At 30.2% G+C, this 18,671-nt stretch carries 23 protein-coding genes; 17 read left to right on the forward strand and 6 right to left on the reverse strand.

The window, feature by feature from the left end; genetic code table 11:
- Positions 1-2 precede the first annotated feature (2 nt).
- Positions 3-467, reverse strand: coding sequence for an LEA type 2 family protein (locus tag N534_RS0107945; RefSeq protein WP_028891979.1), 465 nt, complete (start codon positions 465-467; stop codon positions 3-5).
- 52 nt (positions 468-519) lie between these two features.
- On the opposite strand from N534_RS0107945, the gene N534_RS0107950 reads away from it, so the two are divergent.
- Positions 520-1,011: a GNAT family N-acetyltransferase gene (locus N534_RS0107950; protein WP_028891980.1), complete on the forward strand. Its 492-nt coding sequence runs from the start codon at positions 520-522 to the stop codon at positions 1,009-1,011.
- A 16-nt stretch (positions 1,012-1,027) separates the two neighbouring features.
- Positions 1,028-1,891 (forward strand): peptide chain release factor N(5)-glutamine methyltransferase, encoded by an 864-nt coding sequence (gene prmC / locus N534_RS0107955; RefSeq protein ID WP_028891981.1) that lies wholly within the window; start codon positions 1,028-1,030, stop codon positions 1,889-1,891.
- A gap of 37 nt (positions 1,892-1,928) precedes the next feature.
- Here the strand turns inward: prmC and N534_RS14580 are convergent, their stop codons facing one another.
- Positions 1,929-2,591, reverse strand: a complete 663-nt coding sequence (locus N534_RS14580) for a PAS domain-containing protein (RefSeq protein WP_038005766.1) — start codon at positions 2,589-2,591, stop codon at positions 1,929-1,931.
- A gap of 388 nt (positions 2,592-2,979) precedes the next feature.
- On the opposite strand from N534_RS14580, the gene N534_RS0107965 reads away from it, so the two are divergent.
- The 6 genes from N534_RS0107965 to N534_RS0107990 all read left to right on the forward strand — a co-directional run bounded on the left by N534_RS0107965 (position 2,980) and on the right by N534_RS0107990 (position 5,161).
- Positions 2,980-3,321, forward strand: coding sequence for a hypothetical protein (locus N534_RS0107965; RefSeq protein ID WP_028891982.1), 342 nt, complete (start codon positions 2,980-2,982; stop codon positions 3,319-3,321).
- Between the two features lie 36 nt (positions 3,322-3,357).
- Positions 3,358-3,732 (forward strand): hypothetical protein, encoded by a 375-nt coding sequence (locus tag N534_RS0107970; protein ID WP_028891983.1) that lies wholly within the window; start codon positions 3,358-3,360, stop codon positions 3,730-3,732.
- Positions 3,719-3,979, forward strand: coding sequence for a hypothetical protein (locus tag N534_RS0107975; protein ID WP_028891984.1), 261 nt, complete (start codon positions 3,719-3,721; stop codon positions 3,977-3,979). The genes N534_RS0107970 and N534_RS0107975 overlap by 14 nt, the downstream gene beginning before the upstream one ends.
- 203 nt (positions 3,980-4,182) lie before the next feature.
- The gene (locus N534_RS0107980; protein WP_038005769.1) at positions 4,183-4,530 is read left to right on the forward strand and encodes a hypothetical protein; all 348 of its coding nucleotides are present in this window, start codon (positions 4,183-4,185) and stop codon (positions 4,528-4,530) included.
- Positions 4,531-4,583: 53 nt separating this feature from the next.
- A complete protein-coding gene (locus N534_RS0107985) occupies positions 4,584-4,958 on the forward strand; it encodes a hypothetical protein (RefSeq protein WP_028891986.1) in 375 nt (124 codons plus the stop codon).
- An 11-nt stretch (positions 4,959-4,969) separates the two neighbouring features.
- The gene (locus N534_RS0107990; RefSeq protein WP_028891987.1) at positions 4,970-5,161 is read left to right on the forward strand and encodes a hypothetical protein; all 192 of its coding nucleotides are present in this window, start codon (positions 4,970-4,972) and stop codon (positions 5,159-5,161) included.
- A gap of 14 nt (positions 5,162-5,175) precedes the next feature.
- On the opposite strand, the gene N534_RS0107995 is transcribed toward N534_RS0107990, so the two are convergent.
- A complete protein-coding gene (locus N534_RS0107995; protein WP_028891988.1) occupies positions 5,176-5,403 on the reverse strand; it encodes a hypothetical protein in 228 nt (75 codons plus the stop codon).
- 144 nt (positions 5,404-5,547) lie between these two features.
- On the opposite strand from N534_RS0107995, the gene N534_RS0108000 reads away from it, so the two are divergent.
- Entirely contained in the window at positions 5,548-6,465 is a 918-nt protein-coding gene (locus N534_RS0108000; protein ID WP_028891989.1) for a RimK family alpha-L-glutamate ligase, read from the forward strand.
- A complete protein-coding gene (locus N534_RS0108005; protein ID WP_028891990.1) occupies positions 6,449-7,135 on the forward strand; it encodes a hypothetical protein in 687 nt (228 codons plus the stop codon). The genes N534_RS0108000 and N534_RS0108005 overlap by 17 nt, the downstream gene beginning before the upstream one ends.
- A gap of 71 nt (positions 7,136-7,206) precedes the next feature.
- On the opposite strand, the gene N534_RS0108010 is transcribed toward N534_RS0108005, so the two are convergent.
- Positions 7,207-8,073: an outer membrane beta-barrel protein gene (locus tag N534_RS0108010; RefSeq protein ID WP_028891991.1), complete on the reverse strand. Its 867-nt coding sequence runs from the start codon at positions 8,071-8,073 to the stop codon at positions 7,207-7,209.
- Between the two features lie 132 nt (positions 8,074-8,205).
- Between N534_RS0108010 and N534_RS0108015 the strand changes: the two genes are divergently transcribed.
- The 5 genes from N534_RS0108015 to nhaA all read left to right on the forward strand — a co-directional run bounded on the left by N534_RS0108015 (position 8,206) and on the right by nhaA (position 14,046).
- Entirely contained in the window at positions 8,206-9,393 is a 1,188-nt protein-coding gene (locus tag N534_RS0108015; protein WP_028891992.1) for a class I SAM-dependent methyltransferase, read from the forward strand.
- A gap of 147 nt (positions 9,394-9,540) precedes the next feature.
- Positions 9,541-10,350, forward strand: a complete 810-nt coding sequence (fdhD, locus tag N534_RS0108020; protein ID WP_038005772.1) for a formate dehydrogenase accessory sulfurtransferase FdhD — start codon at positions 9,541-9,543, stop codon at positions 10,348-10,350.
- A 99-nt stretch (positions 10,351-10,449) separates the two neighbouring features.
- On the forward strand, positions 10,450-11,067 hold the full coding sequence (locus tag N534_RS15070; protein WP_028891994.1) for an SPOR domain-containing protein: 618 nt from the start codon (positions 10,450-10,452) through the stop codon (positions 11,065-11,067).
- A gap of 55 nt (positions 11,068-11,122) precedes the next feature.
- On the forward strand, positions 11,123-12,607 hold the full coding sequence (locus tag N534_RS0108030; protein ID WP_231517311.1) for a hypothetical protein: 1,485 nt from the start codon (positions 11,123-11,125) through the stop codon (positions 12,605-12,607).
- Positions 12,608-12,717: 110 nt separating this feature from the next.
- Entirely contained in the window at positions 12,718-14,046 is a 1,329-nt protein-coding gene (gene nhaA, locus N534_RS0108035; protein ID WP_028891996.1) for a Na+/H+ antiporter NhaA, read from the forward strand.
- Positions 14,047-14,058: 12 nt separating this feature from the next.
- Here the strand turns inward: nhaA and recG are convergent, their stop codons facing one another.
- Positions 14,059-16,170 (reverse strand): ATP-dependent DNA helicase RecG, encoded by a 2,112-nt coding sequence (recG, locus tag N534_RS0108040; RefSeq protein WP_028891997.1) that lies wholly within the window; start codon positions 16,168-16,170, stop codon positions 14,059-14,061.
- Between the two features lie 61 nt (positions 16,171-16,231).
- On the opposite strand from recG, the gene N534_RS0108045 reads away from it, so the two are divergent.
- The gene (locus N534_RS0108045; protein WP_028891998.1) at positions 16,232-17,443 is read left to right on the forward strand and encodes an RsmB/NOP family class I SAM-dependent RNA methyltransferase; all 1,212 of its coding nucleotides are present in this window, start codon (positions 16,232-16,234) and stop codon (positions 17,441-17,443) included.
- Positions 17,444-17,726: 283 nt separating this feature from the next.
- Positions 17,727-18,158 (forward strand): hypothetical protein, encoded by a 432-nt coding sequence (locus N534_RS0108050; protein WP_028891999.1) that lies wholly within the window; start codon positions 17,727-17,729, stop codon positions 18,156-18,158.
- Between the two features lie 46 nt (positions 18,159-18,204).
- Here the strand turns inward: N534_RS0108050 and N534_RS0108055 are convergent, their stop codons facing one another.
- On the reverse strand, positions 18,205-18,666 hold the full coding sequence (locus N534_RS0108055) for a MaoC family dehydratase (protein WP_038005774.1): 462 nt from the start codon (positions 18,664-18,666) through the stop codon (positions 18,205-18,207).
- Positions 18,667-18,671: the final 5 nt, after the last annotated feature.

Raw genomic sequence — 18,671 nt, forward strand, 5'->3', positions numbered from 1 at the left:
TGTTATAATTTTATTTTTACATCTTCAATTTGATCAATTGGGTACACATGTGAAAAACCTAATACTTTATATTTTAAATCTCCTTTAAACTGAACTTTTAAACTTTGATTTAATAAAGAAGAAAGAATTCCACCTAAAACTCCATTTTTATTATTTTCAAAAACTCTTTTAGCAGGAATAACTACTTTTAAAGGAATAGAAAACTCTTTACGAGCAGGAACTTTAAATTCTTCTGAAGACACTTGAGCAACTTGTACCTGATTAACCAAGACTTTAATTTCATCTGTAGCTATTTTACCACCTATATCATTCGGATTTTTAAAATAAGCGTTGGCTCCTACTCTAATAGTATCGGTAGTAGCTGAAAGCAGCTTAATATCATCTACTTTTAAGAAGATAGGTTTTTGTTTTACAGAGCAACTTACTATAAAAAGTAAAAAAGGTAAAAAATATATGATTTTCTTCATGAAAACTCGTGTTTTTTTGGGTACTTTGCTTTAGCAAAAGTACTATATTCTTATGATACCTTCTGATTTTATTATTAGAGAAGTAAAACCGCACGATAACGCAGAATTAGCTGCTGTTATACGTGGTGTGCTGATCGAATTTGGAGTTCCTAAAATAGGAACAGCCTATGAAGACAAGGCTACCGATGAAATGTTTGAAACCTACCAAAAAGACAAGGCAGGTTATTTTGTAGTTGAGCATCAAGGAAAAGTTGTTGGCGGTGCTGGTTTTGCCCCTTTAGACAATTTTGAAGGTAACGTATGTGAATTCCAAAAAATGTACTTCTTACCCATTGCTAGAGGAAAAGGCTTGGGAAGTAAATTGATTGATTATTGCTTAGATAAGGCTAAACAACAAGGTTTTGAACAATGTTATTTAGAAACAATGCCTTATATGGAAGCTGCGAGAGCTTTATATGCCAAAAATGGATTTATAAATCTTGATAAACCAATGGGAAACACAGGCCATTATTCATGTAATGTATGGATGCTAAAAGATTTATAAAATAAGTTTAGAGTCAATGCAGTTAAAAGATTATAGAATACATTTTACCAAAGAACTAGAAAGTATATACCCTAAAAGAGAAATAGACACCTTCTTTTTTTTGTTGATAGAGGAATATTTAGAGCTTCAACGAATAGACCTTACTTTACAACCAGCTTTAGAAATCCCTTCAGAAAAGTACGGTCTTTTAAACACAGCTCTTGCTAGATTAAAAAAAGAAGAACCAATTCAATATATATTAGGAAAAACAGAGTTTTACGGATACCCTTTTAAAGTAAATGAAAACACACTGATTCCGAGGCCAGAAACTGAAGAACTAGTTGAATGGATTCTTAATGAAGTAAAAGAATTAGATTTAGAAAATAATAAACAAAAGTTATCCATTTTGGATATAGGAACTGGTACAGGTTGTATTCCTATTAGCTTAAAAAAAGAGCTTCCAAACGCAAAAGTAAGCGCCATTGATGTATCTGAAGAAGCTTTAAAAATAGCTAACGAAAATGCCTTATTAAACGAAGCTGAAATTACTTTTATACATCAAGATATATTAAAAACTGAGAGTTTACCTAAACAATACGATGTAATAGTATCTAATCCTCCTTATGTACGTGAGTTAGAAAAAATAGAGATTAAAAACAATGTTTTAGAAAACGAACCACATTTAGCTTTATTTGTTGATAATGATAATCCTTTGATTTTCTATAAAAAAATAGCCGATTTAGCCATTAAGTCGTTAACTAAAAATGGAGTACTTTTTTTTGAGATTAATCAGTATTTAGGTTCTGAAACTATAGAAATGTTAAAGCGTAAAGGTTTTACTAAAGTTGAACTTCGAAAAGATTTGTTTGGCAACAATCGGATGATTAAAGCAACTTGTTAAACATAAAACCTTTACAGGGGGATATTGATATTAAGTATTATTCTATTCCAAAGAATCTTTTAAAGAAAGACCCTTTTTTCTTTTCACTAGTTCCTCCAACTTCCTGAGGAGTGCTACTTTCTGAAAGACTCCCTAAATTATCGGTAATCAATTTTTCTACATAAGTGTCATAATCAGTGTTTTTAGAATCTAAAAACCCTTTTAAGAATTTTTCTGAAGCTTCGATTCCATTAAGATCTTCAATTTCTCTTAATCGCTTATATAAAGGAATGATTTCTTGTATAGCTTTTCTAGGTGCTGGTTTTCGTAGTGCTTTATAGTTTGTAACTTGTCCTTTTTCATTTTCTTTTACAACAAAATCAGTCATTACCCAGTAATATCTACCTGTTTTAGCCATGTTTTTCACAAAAGCAATTATGTTTTGTTTCTTTTGAATTCGTTCCCACATTAATTTGAAAATTACTCTTGGCATATCTGGATGTCTTACAACATTATGACCAGATCCTACTAATTCGTACTCTTCATAGCCAGAAGATTCAACAAAATCTTCGTTACAATATTCAATTACACCTCTGGTATCTGTAATACTTAGAAGAATAGCATTTTCATCTAGTATAATTTCACGATCTACAGGGGTTGGAGTTGGTAGTTTTGGATTTCTTTTTAAAGTATCCCACTTTTTCTCAGAGTTAGTTGTCATATAATTAAATTGATTTGATTTATGTTTTCATAATTATAAAATGTGTTTTGTTTACGTTTTAGATTATCGGGGGATAAAACAACTGAGAAAAAATATCATTTTTCATGAAGTATTCTTAACACAGCTGCCACAAACCTAAAGATCATTTTTTTTTTTAAACATGACAAAAATCATACTCTATTAATTAAAATAGTTTATAAAATTAAGTTAGAGTTAACTTAAAGTTAAAACCGAATATTTAAATTATACAATTACCGCTTAATTAGATGTTTAGTTTTGTTGATATTATTTTTTTAATAAAAAATTTACATTATTTATAACAAAACAAACATTTTTCTTTTTTTTCAATAATAAAAAACTTTATATTAGTGAAAAAGTTATAAAGAAATTGGACTTACAAAAACTACTTTTAGAAACAAAAACAAAAGCAATTTATTTAATTGATAATGAAGGTAAAATAATTGATTTTTACCCACAAGATAATGAGTTGCCAGAAATTAAAGATAAAATTGCTGCATTTGATGCTGTCATATTTAATATGTCTAGCAGCTTTTTTAGTTTATTTTTTAACACAGAACTTAATGAAATGATTCTTAAATCTGATAAAGAAGCATTGTTCCTTTTTAAGTACAAAGAATATGTACTATGCTTCTTAGCAGACAAGAACACTAATGTTGGTCTTCTGAACCTTATGTTTAAAAAAGAAACTAACACTCTTAACCTTAACTAAATATAATTAACTATTAACATTAAAACCCTCGTAACTATGGAGAAAATCTTAACCACTCTAGTTCAAAATGTAAAAGAAAATATCCCTGGATATATAGCAATTAGTGTTGCTGAAATTGCTTCAGGTGAATCGTTAGCCTCAGATTCAGCCGATACAAGTTTTGATCCTGCTTTAGCATGTGCTTATAACGTTGAAATTATCAATGCCAAACGTAAAGCAATTGATATTTTAGGATTAAAAGAAAACATTAATGACATTCACTTCAAGTTAGATAATCATATACATATTGTTGATATGTCTCCTAGTGGAGAGTATTTTATTTATCTAGCTGTTGATTCTAACAAGGCTAATTTGGCTCTTACCAGAACTATGCTAAAGAAATACAAACAAGAATTAAATGAAGTCTTATAAAGCTATTGATATACAGAATATAACAATTGATAGTGAATTTAAAAACTTTATAAACTTCTTTCAAAATGAATTTCAAAATAAAGTTTTATCGAATAATTCAGTTGTTAATGAAAATGAAACCTTAAAATCTATAAACAGTGTAAACGATTTAAAAGAAGCTGTTTACGATTTCTTTTTTGAACCTAGGTTTGAAAACATTTTTGACTTAGTAAAGTTTAAAAACAAACAAAAACCACAAAGTGATTAATACTCACATAAAAAGACTAGATTAAAAAAAATCTAGTCTTTTTTTATTTCCTTTTAAATAATTCTTTTTTTGTTAAAGAAGTCACAAAAAACATTGAACAAAATTATTTTACTAAAATAAAGACTTATTTTTGTGACCCTTTTTAAAATAAGTGGGTCTAAAAAGGAGTAAAGGAAACAAATTTTGGCATTAACAATGTTTTAATGCTTACTGTTAAACATTATATGGGGGAAATAAACTTACAAATGTTAGTCGAAGAATCGGAGGCTAACAAAGGACTTGTATTCGATTCTGAAGGAAATGTTATAGATTCTTACAATATAACTAATGAGCATAATGTAGCTGCTATGTTGGCTGTTGTAGTTACAATGTCTCATGAGTTTTTCGAGGATGTTCTAGAATCTAACAACCTTAATCAATTAGTATTAAACTCAAATGACGAATTAGTAGTAGTAAACAAATATAGTGATGACCATATTATTTGTTTAATAGCTGATGACGTATCTAAGGTAGCTATGATAAAGCTTACCTTAAAAAAGTTAGTGCTATAACTTTTACATAGAGAAATCTATTAATCTTACAATAAAAATTAATCACACACAAAATGAAGGAAATTTTAAACGATTTTATCGAAAATTTAAGAACTAATGTTCCAGGATTTATTGCAGTATCTATAACAGATGTAGGTTCAGGGGAAGCTTACGAATCTTTTACAGTAGATCCTAATTTCGATCCTACACTTGCTTCTGCTTATAATTTAGGAGTGGTAAAAGCTAAATTAAAAGCTATAGATGCTTTAAAATTAAACGAAGAGATACAGGATATCACAATTACTTTATCTAGCCAAGTACATATTATAAACATCGCCCCTAGTGGTACTTACTTTATTTATTTAGCTGTAGATTCTAAAGAAGCTAACTTAGGAATTACTAAAGCTTTATTAAATAAATACAAAGTAGATTTAAATAACGCTTTATAAAAAATATACTTGTGAAAAACACAGATCATTTACCTATAAAGAAAGGTTTAAAAAAAGACCTAAATAAAAAATTAAATACCTTTAGAGAGTATAGATTTTCTGAAGGAATAATTGAATCTCAAGACAAAAAAAGTAAAGATTTCTTTGGTTTTTTATTTAAAGAGTACGATAGTATGAATGATTTAGTAAAAGATATCTTTTAATAAAAAAACGCTTTTTAAAAGCGTTTTTTGTTTTTTAATGACATTAAGGTATTTTTGAGTCTTTCTACTAACAACATTATTTCTTCTTCATTATAACTAGCAAAACCAATTCTTATAGCATTGTGTTTTTTATTCGCTAAATCATAACGTTGCCACTCCCCTATTTCTAACTGGTGTTTTTTTGCTTCTACTGCAATTTCCTTCCAATTATATTTTTGATCTAATTGTAACCAAATAGCCATTCCTCCTTCAGGTATTTTAAATTGAAAAAAAAACTAACTTTCAATAAAGTATTACAATAAGCATAAATAAGCATAAATAAGCATTTTATAACAGTTAAAATTACTGTACATTGCCCGTATAAAACCAAAGTAATTTAATATCAAATGAAAAGATATGATGTAATTATCTTAACAGATAAAAGGTATGTAAATCCAACTGAAACAAACACATACATAAAAAACGTACTTGATGAAGATAATTATGTAAAATTAGCACTTGAAAATCAAGGTTTAAATGTAGATCGTCTTTCTTGGGATGATGTTAGCTTTGATTGGTCAACAACTCGTTATATTTTATTCAGAACTACATGGGATTATTTTGATCGATTTTCTGAATTTTCTGAATGGTTAAACAATGTAAGTCAGCAAACTATTTTATTAAATTCAGAAAAAATTATTCGTTGGAATATTGACAAACACTACTTACAAGATTTACAACGAAACGGAATACATATTTGTGAATCATATTTTATAGAACAAGGTACTACTCAAACACTAAAAGAACTCTCAAATGAATTTGATTTAAAAGAGTTTGTTTTAAAACCATGTGTTTCAGGAGCAGCAAGACATACTTATAAAATCAATTCTGAAAATATAGAGTCATTTGAAGTTATTTTTTCTGAATTGATAACTGAAGAAGCAATGATTCTTCAACCTTTTCAGTATAATATTGTGAAAAAAGGGGAAATATCATTAATGGTAATGAATGGTAAGTTTACACATGCGGTATTAAAAATAGCAAAATCTGGAGATTTTAGAGTACAAGATGATTTTGGCGGCTCTGTTCATAACTATTCTCCTACACAAGAGGAAATCGATTTTGCCGAGAACGCCGTAAAAGCTTGTATCGACTTGCCTATTTACGCTAGAGTAGATATTTTTACTGATAATAACGATAAATTAGCTATCGCTGAACTAGAATTAATAGAACCAGAATTGTGGTTTAGAAAACATCCAGCGGCAGCTGATGAATTAGCTAAAGGAATTAAACAATTAATCAATAAAAATGAAAAAGTTATTTAGAATATTAGGTGGTTTACTTTTAATAGGAGCGGTAGTATTAGCTGTTTTCTACTATAAAAACAACGAAAGTATTCCTACAGGAAAAAAAGGACCTGAAGCGGATGAGTTAGCTACTAAAATGCTAAAAGCATTAAATTACGAGGCCTATAAAAATACACGGTTTATAGAATGGAGTTTTAGAGGAAAACGTTTTTACAAATGGGATAAACAAGAAAATATAGTTGAAGTATCCTGGGATGAAAATAAGGTAACATTACACACAAAAGAACCAGGAAAAAGTGTTGTTTTGATTAATGGAAAAGAAATTGATGACAAAGAAACTCTTCAAAAATCAATTGATTATTTTAATAATGATAGTTTTTGGTTAGTTGCTCCATACAAAGTTTTTGATGACGGTATAGAAAGAAAACTTGTAAATTATGAAGGGAAAGACGCTTTATTAGTTACTTACACCACGGGCGGTTCTACACCAGGTGATTCGTATTTGTGGATTTTAGATGAAAACGGTAAGCCTACAAGCTATAAAATGTGGGTTTCTATAATTCCTACGGGCGGAACAGAAGCTAGCTGGAATGATTGGATAACCACAGAATCTGGAGCAATACTACCTACAAAGCACGAAATGGCTGTAGGAATATTAGATTTAGGAGATGTTAAAGGGTATAATTAATTTAATGACAAACTATTAAAATAAAAGAGCAGCAAATATTTGCTGCTCTTTTATTTTGTATTTCAAGAATATTATTTTCCGAAACTATAAGATATTCCGAAGTTTATACCAAAAGAAGAGTATGGTACTTTTTCAGATAATTGCTTACGAGCATAAGGATTTGCTTGTGCTTCTTGGTACTCAGCAAGAGTTAAGTCATCTACATATAAAATCTCTTTAGAATAACCTGCAGGTAAATTATTAATAGTAGCTACTGTAGTTCTATTTCCATCTGGAGTAACAATTTCTGAGTTAAACTCTTTAAAAATAGCTTTATCTCTAGTAACACTAATTCCCATATACTCTAATTCAGCAAATAAAGAAACATTATTAGAAAGCTCATACTTATAACCAATAGCACCTATAAAACCTAAAGGTAAACGACCTTTGTAATCTTGAACAAAAGTAGTTTCATTATATGTTCCATCAGGGAAATTACCTCCATTTGGAGCTGGTTGACCAGACATATCTTGTTTAATATATCCTTTAGCTTCAGTTTCACCTCCTACTTTAATTAACGCTCCAAAACGCCCATAAACATTATTTGTAAACTTATACACTAAAGAAGCAGAAGCTCCATAAGCTCTAGCTCTAGCAACTACATCAACATCATTTCCAGGAATAGTTACTTTTCTAATAGTTTGATCAGCTCCATGTAAGTATCCGAAGGCTGCTTCAACACCAAAAGTATCGTTAAAAAAATACCCTCCTCTTAATTGAGTATGCATTCCTTCTCCATAACTCCCATAGGTATTCTCTACTCCAGCCATAGTTGTTTCTGTTCCAAACTTAGTACCTGCGCTTCCTATTGAATAACCTCCACTAGCAGAAACATAAAATTGAGCACTTGCACTTGCTGTAATAAAAATCATAGCAAGTATTAAAATACTTTTTTTCATAATAAATTATTTGTTAACTTTAAATTGATAATAAGTAAACAAACGTAGTAAAAATCTATGATTGCAGGCGTTTAATTACTGTTAAAATATTAGTAATATTGCGGCTTACAGCACTTTTAAAATCAATCTTTTTTGAATAAAAATATTTTACATACTGAGGTTCAGAATTATATTAACGAAAACTTACATGTTAATATTGAAGAATTAATTTTTAAAGGAAGTCCTTTTAAAGACATTACCATACAAGAATTAGCAAATCAACTAGTCGCAAAACAGAAATCAGAGAAAAAATTACCTACTTGGTTTATTTCACAAAATATTTATTATCCCGCTAAAATTAGTATAGAACAGACTTCTTCAGAAATTACAGCTAATTATAAGTCTAATTTGTTGCTAGGAAACTCTATTATTGATATTACTGGAGGTTTTGGAGTTGATTGTTTAGCTTTTTCTAAAAACTTTAAAGAAGTTATTCATTGTGAAATTAATAATGATTTATCTGAAATTGTTGCTCATAATTACAAAGAATTAGGTATTTCAAATATTCAGACTATAGCTACTGATGGTTTAGAGTATTTAAAAAACACTTCTCAAAAATTTGATTGTATTTATATTGACCCATCTCGAAGAAGTGATATAAAAGGAAAGGTCTTTTTGTTAAAAGACTGCCTACCTAATGTGCCAGAAAATTTAGATTTTTTATTCGAAAAATCAGACACTATTTTAATTAAGAACTCTCCTATTCTAGACATAACTTCAACAATAAATGAATTAAAATTTGTTAAAGAAATTCATATAGTAGCTGTTAACAACGAGGTGAAAGAATTACTTTTTTTACTAAAAAAAGAATTTGAAGATTTGGTTAAGGTGAAAACATTTAACTTATTGAAAAACAGAAAACAATCTTTTTCTTTTTATTTAAAAAGTGACATTGATTTTGAGTATTCATTACCTCAGAAGTATTTATACGAACCTAATGCAGCAATTTTAAAATCTGGAGGATTTAATGAAGTTGCAAGCCAATTAAAAATCTATAAGTTACATCAACATTCTCATTTATATACATCTGATGAATTAATTGAAGATTTCCCAGGAAGAATTTTTGAGATTATTTCTGTTTTTTCTTATAACAAAAAGAAATTAAAAAGAGAAATAATAGTAGACAAAGCTAATATCACAACTCGTAATTTCCCTAAAACTGTAGCACAAATAAGAAAAGAAACAAAATTAAAAGACGGAGGTGATACATTTCTTTTTTTCTCTACAAACTTAAAAAATGAGTTAATCGTTATTAATTGTGTAAAAACAAACACTCAATAGTATTTCGTAAAAATTAAAATTGCTAAATTAACATAACTTCCTTATATTCAAGAAATGTTTTTGTTATTAGGGGAAGCAAAACATTTTAAAAGTCTTGATACTTAAATCAAGACTTTTTTTTAATTACCTTTTATATAAATTTGTTTTATGACAAAACAATCTAGCACATACCAATCTGTTAAGCTATCTGAAAATGCTTCAATAAAAATAGAAGACAATCTAGTTATTGAAGCTCCTTTACAAATTAATATAAATAATGAGCCCTATACTGTTGTTATGCGTACTCCTGGAAGTGATGAAGCCTTGATAAAAGGATTATTATATGCAGAAGATATTTGTAAGAAAAATGAAGATTTTAAATTAAGTGTAGTAAAAAATGAAGAAAATTATTCTACCATAATAAACGTAGATATAAAGAAAGAAAGATTAGGTAAAGGCTACCTAAATAAACGTACTCTTTTATCTATTTCTTCTTGCGGAATTTGTGGAAAAAAAGAATTAAAAGACTTAGAAGTAACAGGAAACACGTTAAAAAATAAAGACACCACTTATCTTAAATCGTTTGTTCACACTACAAAACATATGTTTTTGAAAATAAATAGCTTACAAAAAACATTTAAAATAACTGGTGGAAGTCATGCTTGCTCTATATTCAATAAAAACCAAGAACTATTAACCATACAAGAAGATATTGGTCGCCATAATGCTGTTGATAAATGCATAGGAGATTTAATTAGTAATTCGAATCTTAAAGAAGCAAAATACATGCTAGTAAGTGGTAGAGTTTCTTACGAAATTGTATCAAAGGCCTTTTTAGCTAAAATACCATTTATAATAGCCGTATCTGCCTGTTCTTCTTTAGCGGTAGATTTTGCTAAAGAATTTGGCATTTGTCTGATTGGTTTTAGTCGAGATGATAAAATGACAGTTTACGCTAACCCTCAATTTTTAGTATAGATTTACCTCTTTACAATACTATTTATCACCAGAATTAAACGATAAAAAAAAGATTTGTATTTTAGTGCACAGAATATTAACTAATCAACCCATATACTTATGCCTTTTATAGAAGAAGAAAAGTTTAAGTTAATACAAGAAGACTTAGACAATTCAAAATTACAAAGAGAGGAAGCTGAAAATGAATTAGCCAGTACTCAAGAAGAATTCTCTTCATTTAAAAAAAGTTCAAGAAGTCTATCAATCTTTTTAGGACTTTTATTCGGAATAGCTTCAGGAGCAGCTTATTATTTTTATGCTTATGGTGGTAACAGTGCTATCAACAATGTAGATATAGAAGCAGTAAAAAAACAAGAGGCATACAGAGTACTAGATAGTATTAGTAGAGCCAACGCTAGAGCTGCAAGAAATGGAGATACAGAAACATCTACCATAGATATTGAAGCAGCTACAAACGAAATAGCAGAAGGCACAAGAGGTGAAACCATATATTCAGTTCAAATAGGTGTACTGTCTAACAACCAATATCCGTTATTATCCTCTGAAGTTATTCCTTCAATAGTAGCTAATACAGATGGTTATTTTAAATATTCATTAGGTTTATTTTTAACTTTAGATGAAGCAAGAGAACTAAAAAAAGAACTGGTTAAATTAGGATTTGAAGACGCTTTTATAGCTTCATACATAAATGGAGAACGTCAGCAAATACACAACTAAATAAATTAAAATGTTAAACATTTTTCTAAAAAGAGCACTCATAGTAGTTTTACTAATGAGTGTTCATTTTTTTTATGCCCAAACGAGCACAATTCCAGAACAGAAAACACAATTAGGTTTCGGACAAATAGACTTTTTATCTATTAAAATGCCTGATGGAGAAGAAAATATGGATTACACAGGGCTCCATTACAACCTAAAGTTGAATAATTGGAGTTATGCAGGAGTTGGGTTATATGGTGCTGTAGGTGGTATTCGTGGTGGTTTCTTTACTTTAGGCGTAAATGCCGGAATTCAACAAAAAATAACAGATAAACTATTTGTAGATACTGGACTTCATTTTGGTGGAGGTGGTGGTGCATCAGCTCCAGACGGTGGAGGCGCTTTTATTTTACCACATCTTAACTTAGGATATGATTTTAAACACTTTTCAGCTACAGCTGGATATAGTTATGTTGACTTTTTTGATGGAGGAACAATAAACAGTAGCCAATTTAATGTTGCTGTACAGATTCCTTTATCTTTCAAAATAGCTGATTTTAAAGAACGAGAAAATTCTTTTTCTATTGATGATTTAAAAACCTCCTCATGGAATGCTTTAAGTAATCGAATTTCACTATTAATGCATTTAAATAATGCTTATGTAACCAAAGGATCTTATGAAGGAAATACAATACGTTTAGCAGGATTTGAATTAAATTCATATATAACTGATGATATTTTCTTTTTCGTAAGAGCTGATGGAGCATATCATGGTATCAAAGCTGGATATATGGATGTCCTCTTAGGAGGAGGATATCATTTATCAATGAATAAAAATCGCACGAATATTTTAGCTAAATTTGGTGTAGGCGCTGGCGGTGGCGGTGGTGTTGATACTAAAGGAGGTTTTTTAATATATCCTGATCTTTCTATAGAGCAAAAGTTATTCGGAAATGTATACGCTTCTGTTAACAAGGGATATATGATGAGTCCTAATTCTCATTTTGTTTCCTCTACTTATGGTTTAGGATTAAAATATTATGTTGATAGAGATGGAATTTTTTCAGAAAGAGAAGATTTAGAATTTTCTGAAGGAAAGTTTAAAGGGTTTGAAACAATTATTAAGCAAGATTTATACTTAAATGCTGCAAGAGACGGTGGATTTAATCAAAATATGCATCAAATATCATTACAGTTAAACTTCTTTTTAAATAAATATTTATACGCAGCAGGTCAAACTTCATTTGCTAATTTTGGTGGTGCGGGTGCCTATGCTGAAGGAATTGTTGGACTAGGAGCTCAATCAAATGAGTTTTTTAACGAAAAAACCTCTATTTTTGTACAAGTTCTTGGTGGTGCAGCAGGTGGTGGAGGTATTAGTACTGGACAAGGATTAATTGTTAAACCTAGTATTGGAGTTAATCAAAAACTTACTAATAAATTAAGTTTAAGATTAGGAGCGGGTTATGTAAAAGCAAAAGGAGGGAATTTAAGTAATACTCAATTAAATTTGGGTATTTCATATCGTTTTACCTTCTTGAGTGTTAAAAATCTTTAAAAATTTAACTTTTCGTTAAAGTTTGATGAATTATCTTCGCTTTCTAAAACAAAAAAATAATATCCTTACTTTTTATCTCTCAAAAAGTAAGCTACAATCTATATATAAATATGAGTAAAAAGAGAATAATATCTCCATTTCAAAATTTTTTAAAAACTGAAAGCGCTAGTGGTATTTTATTGTTAGGTGCAACTTTATTAGCTCTTATTTGGGCAAATTCCCCTTTTAGAGATAGTTATAACGCTTTATGGGAATATAAAATAGGTTTTAAGTCCGAGCACCTTGAGCTATATAAACCATTAATACTTTGGATTAATGATGGTTTAATGGCTGTGTTCTTCTTTTTAATTGGTTTAGAAATTAAAAGAGAATTCTTAATCGGTGAGTTAAACTCTACAAAAAAACTAGCATTTCCTCTTTTTGGAGCAGTTGGTGGAATGTTATTTCCTGTTTTATTTTTTATTTTATTTAATAAAAATCCAGAAACAGCCCACGGATGGGGTGTTCCAATGGCTACAGATATTGCCTTTTCTCTAGCTGTTTTAAATACTTTAGGAAGAAGGGTGCCTCTTAGTTTAAAAGTATTTTTAACTGCTTTTGCTATTGTAGATGATATCGGAGCTGTTTTAGTTATTGCATTATTTTACAGTGCTAGTATAGATATCACTTTAATATCTGCTGCCATAGCTTTATTAGCTTTTCTTTATTTTATTGCTTACAGAGGTTTTTATTCTAAATATATAACCTTTATGTTTGGTACTGTTATTTGGGTTTTATTTTTAAAAGCAGGAATACACCCAACAGTTGCAGGTATCTTAATGGCTTTTGCCGTGCCTATTAGACAAAAAGCACATACTCCTGAGTTTTTAGCTAATTTATCTCAAATAATGGATAATATTAAAAAAGCTAAAGTTTCTCCTAAACCAATATTATCAAAAGAACAAATTGCTGAAATAGATAACCTAGATCACTGGATAGAAGACTATCAATCTCCTCTTCAACTTTTAGAGCATAAACTACATGGTATAGTTGCATATGCTATTATTCCTATTTTCGCCTTGGCTAATGCAGGAGTTTTAATAGATGGAGATGCTAATTTAGACACTTCCTTAATTATAAATATAGCTTTATGTTTAATTTTAGGAAACAGTATAGGTATTACTGCTATTATTACTACAGTTAAAAAACTTAAAATAATAGAAGTTCCTAAAGATATAAACAGTCAGCATATTATTGGAGTTTCCTTCTTGGCAGGAATTGGATTTACTATGGCAATATTCATAGCTAGTTTAGCATTTGCTAGTACTCCTGAGTTTTTAGGATCTGCAAAAATTGGTGTTTTATTAGGATCTTTAGTTTCTGCTATAATTGGATATCTAATATTAAGATTCAATAAAAGTGATAATACAGATAGTGAAGAAGAATTAAGTACTAACTAGTAGTACTTAATTCTAACTTATATTACTCCAAATTCCACTTGTTTTTCTAAGCTTTTCATAAGCTTTCAGCAAGCTGGAATTTTTTGTTTCTGATAAATTGGGATCTTCTTGAAGTAAATTTATAGCAGCTTTACGAGCTATATGTAATATAGGGCTGTCCTTAACAACATCCGCTATTTTAAGATTTAAAACACCACTTTGTTGTGTTCCCATAATATTTCCAGGACCACGAAGTTTTAAATCTACTTCAGCGATTTTAAAACCATCTGTGGTTTCTACCATGGTTTGTAAACGAGTTTTTCCGTCAGAAGATAATTTATAACTCGATAATAAAATACAGTAGCTCTGTTCTGCACCACGCCCTACTCTACCTCGTAATTGATGTAACTGACTTAACCCAAAACGTTCTGCACTCTCTATAACCATTACAGAAGCATTAGGTACGTTTACCCCTACTTCAATTACAGTAGTTGCCACCATAATTTGAGTATCTCCTTTGGCGAAACGTTCCATCTCGTAGTCTTTATCAGCAGGTTTCATTTGCCCATGAACAATGCTTATTTGGTATTTGGGAGAAGGGAACTCACGAGAAATGCTCTCATAACCATCCATTAAGTCTTTGTAATCCATTGCTTCAGACTCTTGAATTAATGGATATACTACATATGCTTGTCTTCCTTTAGCTATTTCATCTTTCAAAAACTTAAATACCCCTAAACGATTACTATCATAGCGATGTACCGTTTTTATTTCTTTACGTCCAGGAGGCAGTTCATCAATTACAGAAATATCTAAATCACCATAAACGGACATTGCCAATGTTCTTGGTATAGGTGTTGCAGTCATAACTAAAATATGTGGAGGAATAGCCCTTCCATCAGAAGGACTTTTTTCCCATAACTTTCTTCTCTGTGCAACTCCAAAACGATGTTGCTCATCAATAATAGCAATACCTAGGTTTTTAAATTGTACTTTATCTTCTAAAATAGCATGTGTTCCTATCAGGATATGTAGCGAACCATCTTCTAAACTTTCATGAATTTCTCTACGCTTTTTTGTTTTGGTAGATCCTGTTAATAATTCAACTTTAATATCAGTTTTCTCTAATAATTCTGTTATCCCATTATAATGCTGTGTTGCAAGAATTTCGGTAGGAGCCATAATGGTGGCTTGATAGCCATTATCAATAGCCAACAACATAGTCAATAATGCTACAATCGTTTTTCCAGAACCTACATCTCCCTGCAATAATCGGTTCATGTGCGCTCCAGAGCCAACATCTTTACGAATCTCTTTCAATACTCGTTTTTGAGCCCCTGTTAAGTCGAAGGGCAAGTGATTGTTATAAAAATTGGTAAACTCCTCTCCTACCTGTTCAAAAACGAATCCTTTTAGTTTTGATTTTCGGATGAGTTTTCTCTGTAGTAATTGTAATTGAATAAAGAATAACTCTTCAAACTTTAATCGATATTGAGCCTTTGCTAGTAGTTCTTGATTCTTAGGAAAGTGAATATTTAAAAGTGATTCTTTTTTACCTAAAAATTGATGTTCTTCAATAAAATAAGCTGGAAAAGTTTCTTCGATATCATTATAAGCTTGCTGAAACAAGTTTTGAATCATCGTACGCATGACCTTGTTACTTATTCCTTTAGTGCTTAGTTTTTCAGTAGAAGGATATACTGGTTGCATAGCCATTTGTAGCTTGCTTTTGTATTCTTTTACTGTTTCCATTTCTGGATGTGGCATATTAGGAGTACCATTATACCAATTTAATTTTCCATAAATAACATATGGAACATTTACTTTTAAACTATCTTTAATCCATTTAGCCCCTTTAAACCAAACCAATTCCATGGTACCTGTAGTGTCAGAAAAAGTAGCCACTAACCTACTACCTCTTTTTTGTTTTACGGTTTTTACGCCTGTAATCTTACCTACTATTTGTACTTCAGCAGAGTTTTGTTGCAACTGATTAATCGTATAAAACTGTGTTTTATCGATATATCTAAACGGAAAAAGGTGCAATAAATCGTTACAAGTTTTAATACCTAACTCGGTAAATAACAACTCTGCTCTAGCAACACTAATTCCTTTTATATATGTTACGGGGTTATTTAAATTCATTAAGAACGAAAATACAAAAAGCCATTAAAATCAACTATCTTTGCACTCTTAAATTCATCAAATGAGATTACATAGAAATTTAGTTTTCGCGGTTATTGATAGCTTACGCGATATTTTTAATGAAGATGTATATGCAGATAAAGCTGTTGAAAAAGCTTTGAAGAGAGATAAACGTTGGGGAGCACGTGACAGAAAGTTTGTTGCTGAAACTATTTATGATATTGTTCGTTGGAAACGATTGTATTCTGAAATAGCTAATGTAAAAGCGCCATATTCTCGTCCTGATTTATGGAGATTGTTTGCTGTTTGGTGTGTACTAAAAGGAATTCAATTACCTGATTGGAATCAGATTGAACCTACTCCTACCCGAAGAATTAAAGGGAAGTTTGATGAATTGTTAAAAATTAGAAAGTTTAGAGAATCTATTCCTGATTGGATTGATGAAGTAGGAGTTCAAGAATTAGGAGAAGAAGTTTGGACAAAAGAAATAGCGGCTTTAAACAAGCAAGCAGAAGTTATTTTACGTACAAATACTTTAAATATAACTAAAGAAAAGCTTCAGAAAATGTTAGCTTCTGAAGGGATTGAAACAGTATTTATCAAAGGGTATGATGATGCTTTAAAATTGGTTGAAAGAGCTAATGTTTTTAAAACAGAAGCCTTTAAAAAAGGTTTCTTTGAAGTACAAGATGCTTCTTCTCAATTAGTAGCAGCTTATTTAGATGTGGAACCAGGTATGAAAGTGGTAGATACTTGTGCTGGTGCTGGCGGAAAAACATTACATATAGCTTCGTTGATGAAAAACAAAGGGCAGATTATAGCTATGGATATTTATGAGAGTAAATTGAAAAAGCTAAAAGTTCGTGCTCGTAGAAATGGTGCTCACAATATAGATACTCGTGTAATCGATTCTACAAAAGTAATAAAGAAACTACAAGGAAAAGCAGATAGAGTTTTAATAGATGCTCCTTGTTCTGGTTTAGGGGTTATTCGTAGAAATCCTGATAGTAAATGGAAATTACAACCTGAATTTTTAGATCAAATTCGTGGTACGCAACAAGAAGTTTTACAACAATACTCTAAAATGGTAAAACCAGGTGGAAAAATGGTCTATGCTACTTGTTCGGTACTACCTTCTGAAAATCAACAACAAGTTGAGTTCTTTTTAGCTTCTGATGCAGGAAAAGATTTTAAGTTTGTAAAAGACGAAAAAGTACTATCGCACAAATCTGGTTATGATGGATTTTACATGGCGCTTTTAGAAAGAAAATAAAAGTTTTAGACACCAATTAAATATAAAAAAGGCTCGGGATAATATCTCGAGCCTTTTTCAATCAACTATTAAAAACTAACTAATCACTAAACATTACTTGTTAAGTAATTATATACTCATAAGACGTTTGTTTTTACGACTCGTTACATAAGTTTATTAGCTTTAACATTATTTTAAGACCACATTGAAAAACTTATTTTGTTAAACACTGATTTACAGTTTGTTTTGTTTTTTGAGTTATTTATAAGTACATTTAACTACAACTAACTTTAAACCTAATTTTATGACAAACTCAAACAAACCTACTACATTGTTTTGGATTATTGCTGTTGCTGCACTTATTTGGAATTGTTTAGGTGTTATGTCTTACATCGGACAAGCCTTTATGACAGATGAAGTAAAAGCCGCCTTACCTGAAGCTGAAAGAGCTTTATATGAAAACATTCCTACTTGGGTAACAGCCGCATTTGCTATAGCTGTTTTTGCTGGGTTACTTGGTAGCATTTTCTTATTAGCTAGAAAAAAAGCAGCCAGATTCGTGTTTTTAATTTCTTTAATAGCAATTCTAGCACAAATGTCTTACAATTTATTTATGAGTAGAGCAGCTGAAGTATATGGTCCTGGTGGAGTTGTTATGCCTGTAATGGTTATTCTTATAGGAGTCTTTTTGTTAATGTACTCTAAAAAAACTATTGAAAAAGGTTGGATGTCTTAACCTAAAATACAAATAATAAAAAAGCTGCTTTTTATAGCAGCTTTTTTTATTCGAATAGTACAAAGATAAACTCAGCAACACAGGCAGGTTTTTCTTGTCCTTTTATTTCTATTGTACAGTCAAATGTGAGTTTTTTTCCTTTTTTAAAATTTTCTAATTGCTTTAAAGAACTTATTAGTCGTAATTCACTGTTTACAGGAACTGGATTTGGAAAACGTACTTTATTCAGTCCATAATTTAACCCCATTTTTATACTTTTAACCTCAAACTGTTTCGAAATTAGTTCAGAAAGCATAGAAACAGACATAAATCCGTGAGCTATCGTTGCTCCTGTAGGAGAATATTTAGCTGCTTTATTTTCATCTATATGAATCCATTGCTTATCCAGTGTAGCATTGGCAAAATCGTTAATCATTTGCTGTGTAACAGTATACCACTCTCCTATTGGCAACTGTTTTCCTTCTATACTAGAAAGTTCTTCTAAATTTTCAAAAATTAGTTTTTTCATAGTCC

This window comes from Tenacibaculum sp. 47A_GOM-205m (assembly GCF_000518405.1).
GTDB classification, from domain to species: Bacteria; Bacteroidota; Bacteroidia; order Flavobacteriales; family Flavobacteriaceae; genus Polaribacter; species Polaribacter lutimaris.

What these genes read in the sequence shown, in the direction of transcription:
- N534_RS0107945 (WP_028891979.1), bottom strand. Translation starts at nt 467, where the DNA reads ATGAAGAAAATCATATATTTTTTACCTTTTTTACTTTTTATAGTAAGT.
- N534_RS15070 (WP_028891994.1), top strand. Translation starts at nt 10,450, where the DNA reads ATGCCTTTTATAGAAGAAGAAAAGTTTAAGTTAATACAAGAAGACTTA.
- N534_RS0107985 (WP_028891986.1), top strand. Translation starts at nt 4,584, where the DNA reads ATGAAGGAAATTTTAAACGATTTTATCGAAAATTTAAGAACTAATGTT.
- N534_RS0107975 (WP_028891984.1), top strand. Translation starts at nt 3,719, where the DNA reads ATGAAGTCTTATAAAGCTATTGATATACAGAATATAACAATTGATAGT.
- N534_RS0107995 (WP_028891988.1), bottom strand. Translation starts at nt 5,403, where the DNA reads ATGGCTATTTGGTTACAATTAGATCAAAAATATAATTGGAAGGAAATT.
- N534_RS0108050 (WP_028891999.1), top strand. Translation starts at nt 17,727, where the DNA reads ATGACAAACTCAAACAAACCTACTACATTGTTTTGGATTATTGCTGTT.
- N534_RS0107950 (WP_028891980.1), top strand. Translation starts at nt 520, where the DNA reads ATGATACCTTCTGATTTTATTATTAGAGAAGTAAAACCGCACGATAAC.
- N534_RS0107970 (WP_028891983.1), top strand. Translation starts at nt 3,358, where the DNA reads ATGGAGAAAATCTTAACCACTCTAGTTCAAAATGTAAAAGAAAATATC.
- N534_RS14580 (WP_038005766.1), bottom strand. Translation starts at nt 2,591, where the DNA reads ATGACAACTAACTCTGAGAAAAAGTGGGATACTTTAAAAAGAAATCCA.
- nhaA (WP_028891996.1), top strand. Translation starts at nt 12,718, where the DNA reads ATGAGTAAAAAGAGAATAATATCTCCATTTCAAAATTTTTTAAAAACT.
- N534_RS0108030 (WP_231517311.1), top strand. Translation starts at nt 11,123, where the DNA reads ATGAGTGTTCATTTTTTTTATGCCCAAACGAGCACAATTCCAGAACAG.
- N534_RS0108045 (WP_028891998.1), top strand. Translation starts at nt 16,232, where the DNA reads ATGAGATTACATAGAAATTTAGTTTTCGCGGTTATTGATAGCTTACGC.
- N534_RS0108005 (WP_028891990.1), top strand. Translation starts at nt 6,449, where the DNA reads ATGAAAAAGTTATTTAGAATATTAGGTGGTTTACTTTTAATAGGAGCG.
- N534_RS0107980 (WP_038005769.1), top strand. Translation starts at nt 4,183, where the DNA reads ATGCTTACTGTTAAACATTATATGGGGGAAATAAACTTACAAATGTTA.
- N534_RS0108010 (WP_028891991.1), bottom strand. Translation starts at nt 8,073, where the DNA reads ATGAAAAAAAGTATTTTAATACTTGCTATGATTTTTATTACAGCAAGT.
- N534_RS0108000 (WP_028891989.1), top strand. Translation starts at nt 5,548, where the DNA reads ATGAAAAGATATGATGTAATTATCTTAACAGATAAAAGGTATGTAAAT.
- prmC (WP_028891981.1), top strand. Translation starts at nt 1,028, where the DNA reads ATGCAGTTAAAAGATTATAGAATACATTTTACCAAAGAACTAGAAAGT.
- fdhD (WP_038005772.1), top strand. Translation starts at nt 9,541, where the DNA reads ATGACAAAACAATCTAGCACATACCAATCTGTTAAGCTATCTGAAAAT.
- recG (WP_028891997.1), bottom strand. Translation starts at nt 16,170, where the DNA reads ATGAATTTAAATAACCCCGTAACATATATAAAAGGAATTAGTGTTGCT.
- N534_RS0108055 (WP_038005774.1), bottom strand. Translation starts at nt 18,666, where the DNA reads ATGAAAAAACTAATTTTTGAAAATTTAGAAGAACTTTCTAGTATAGAA.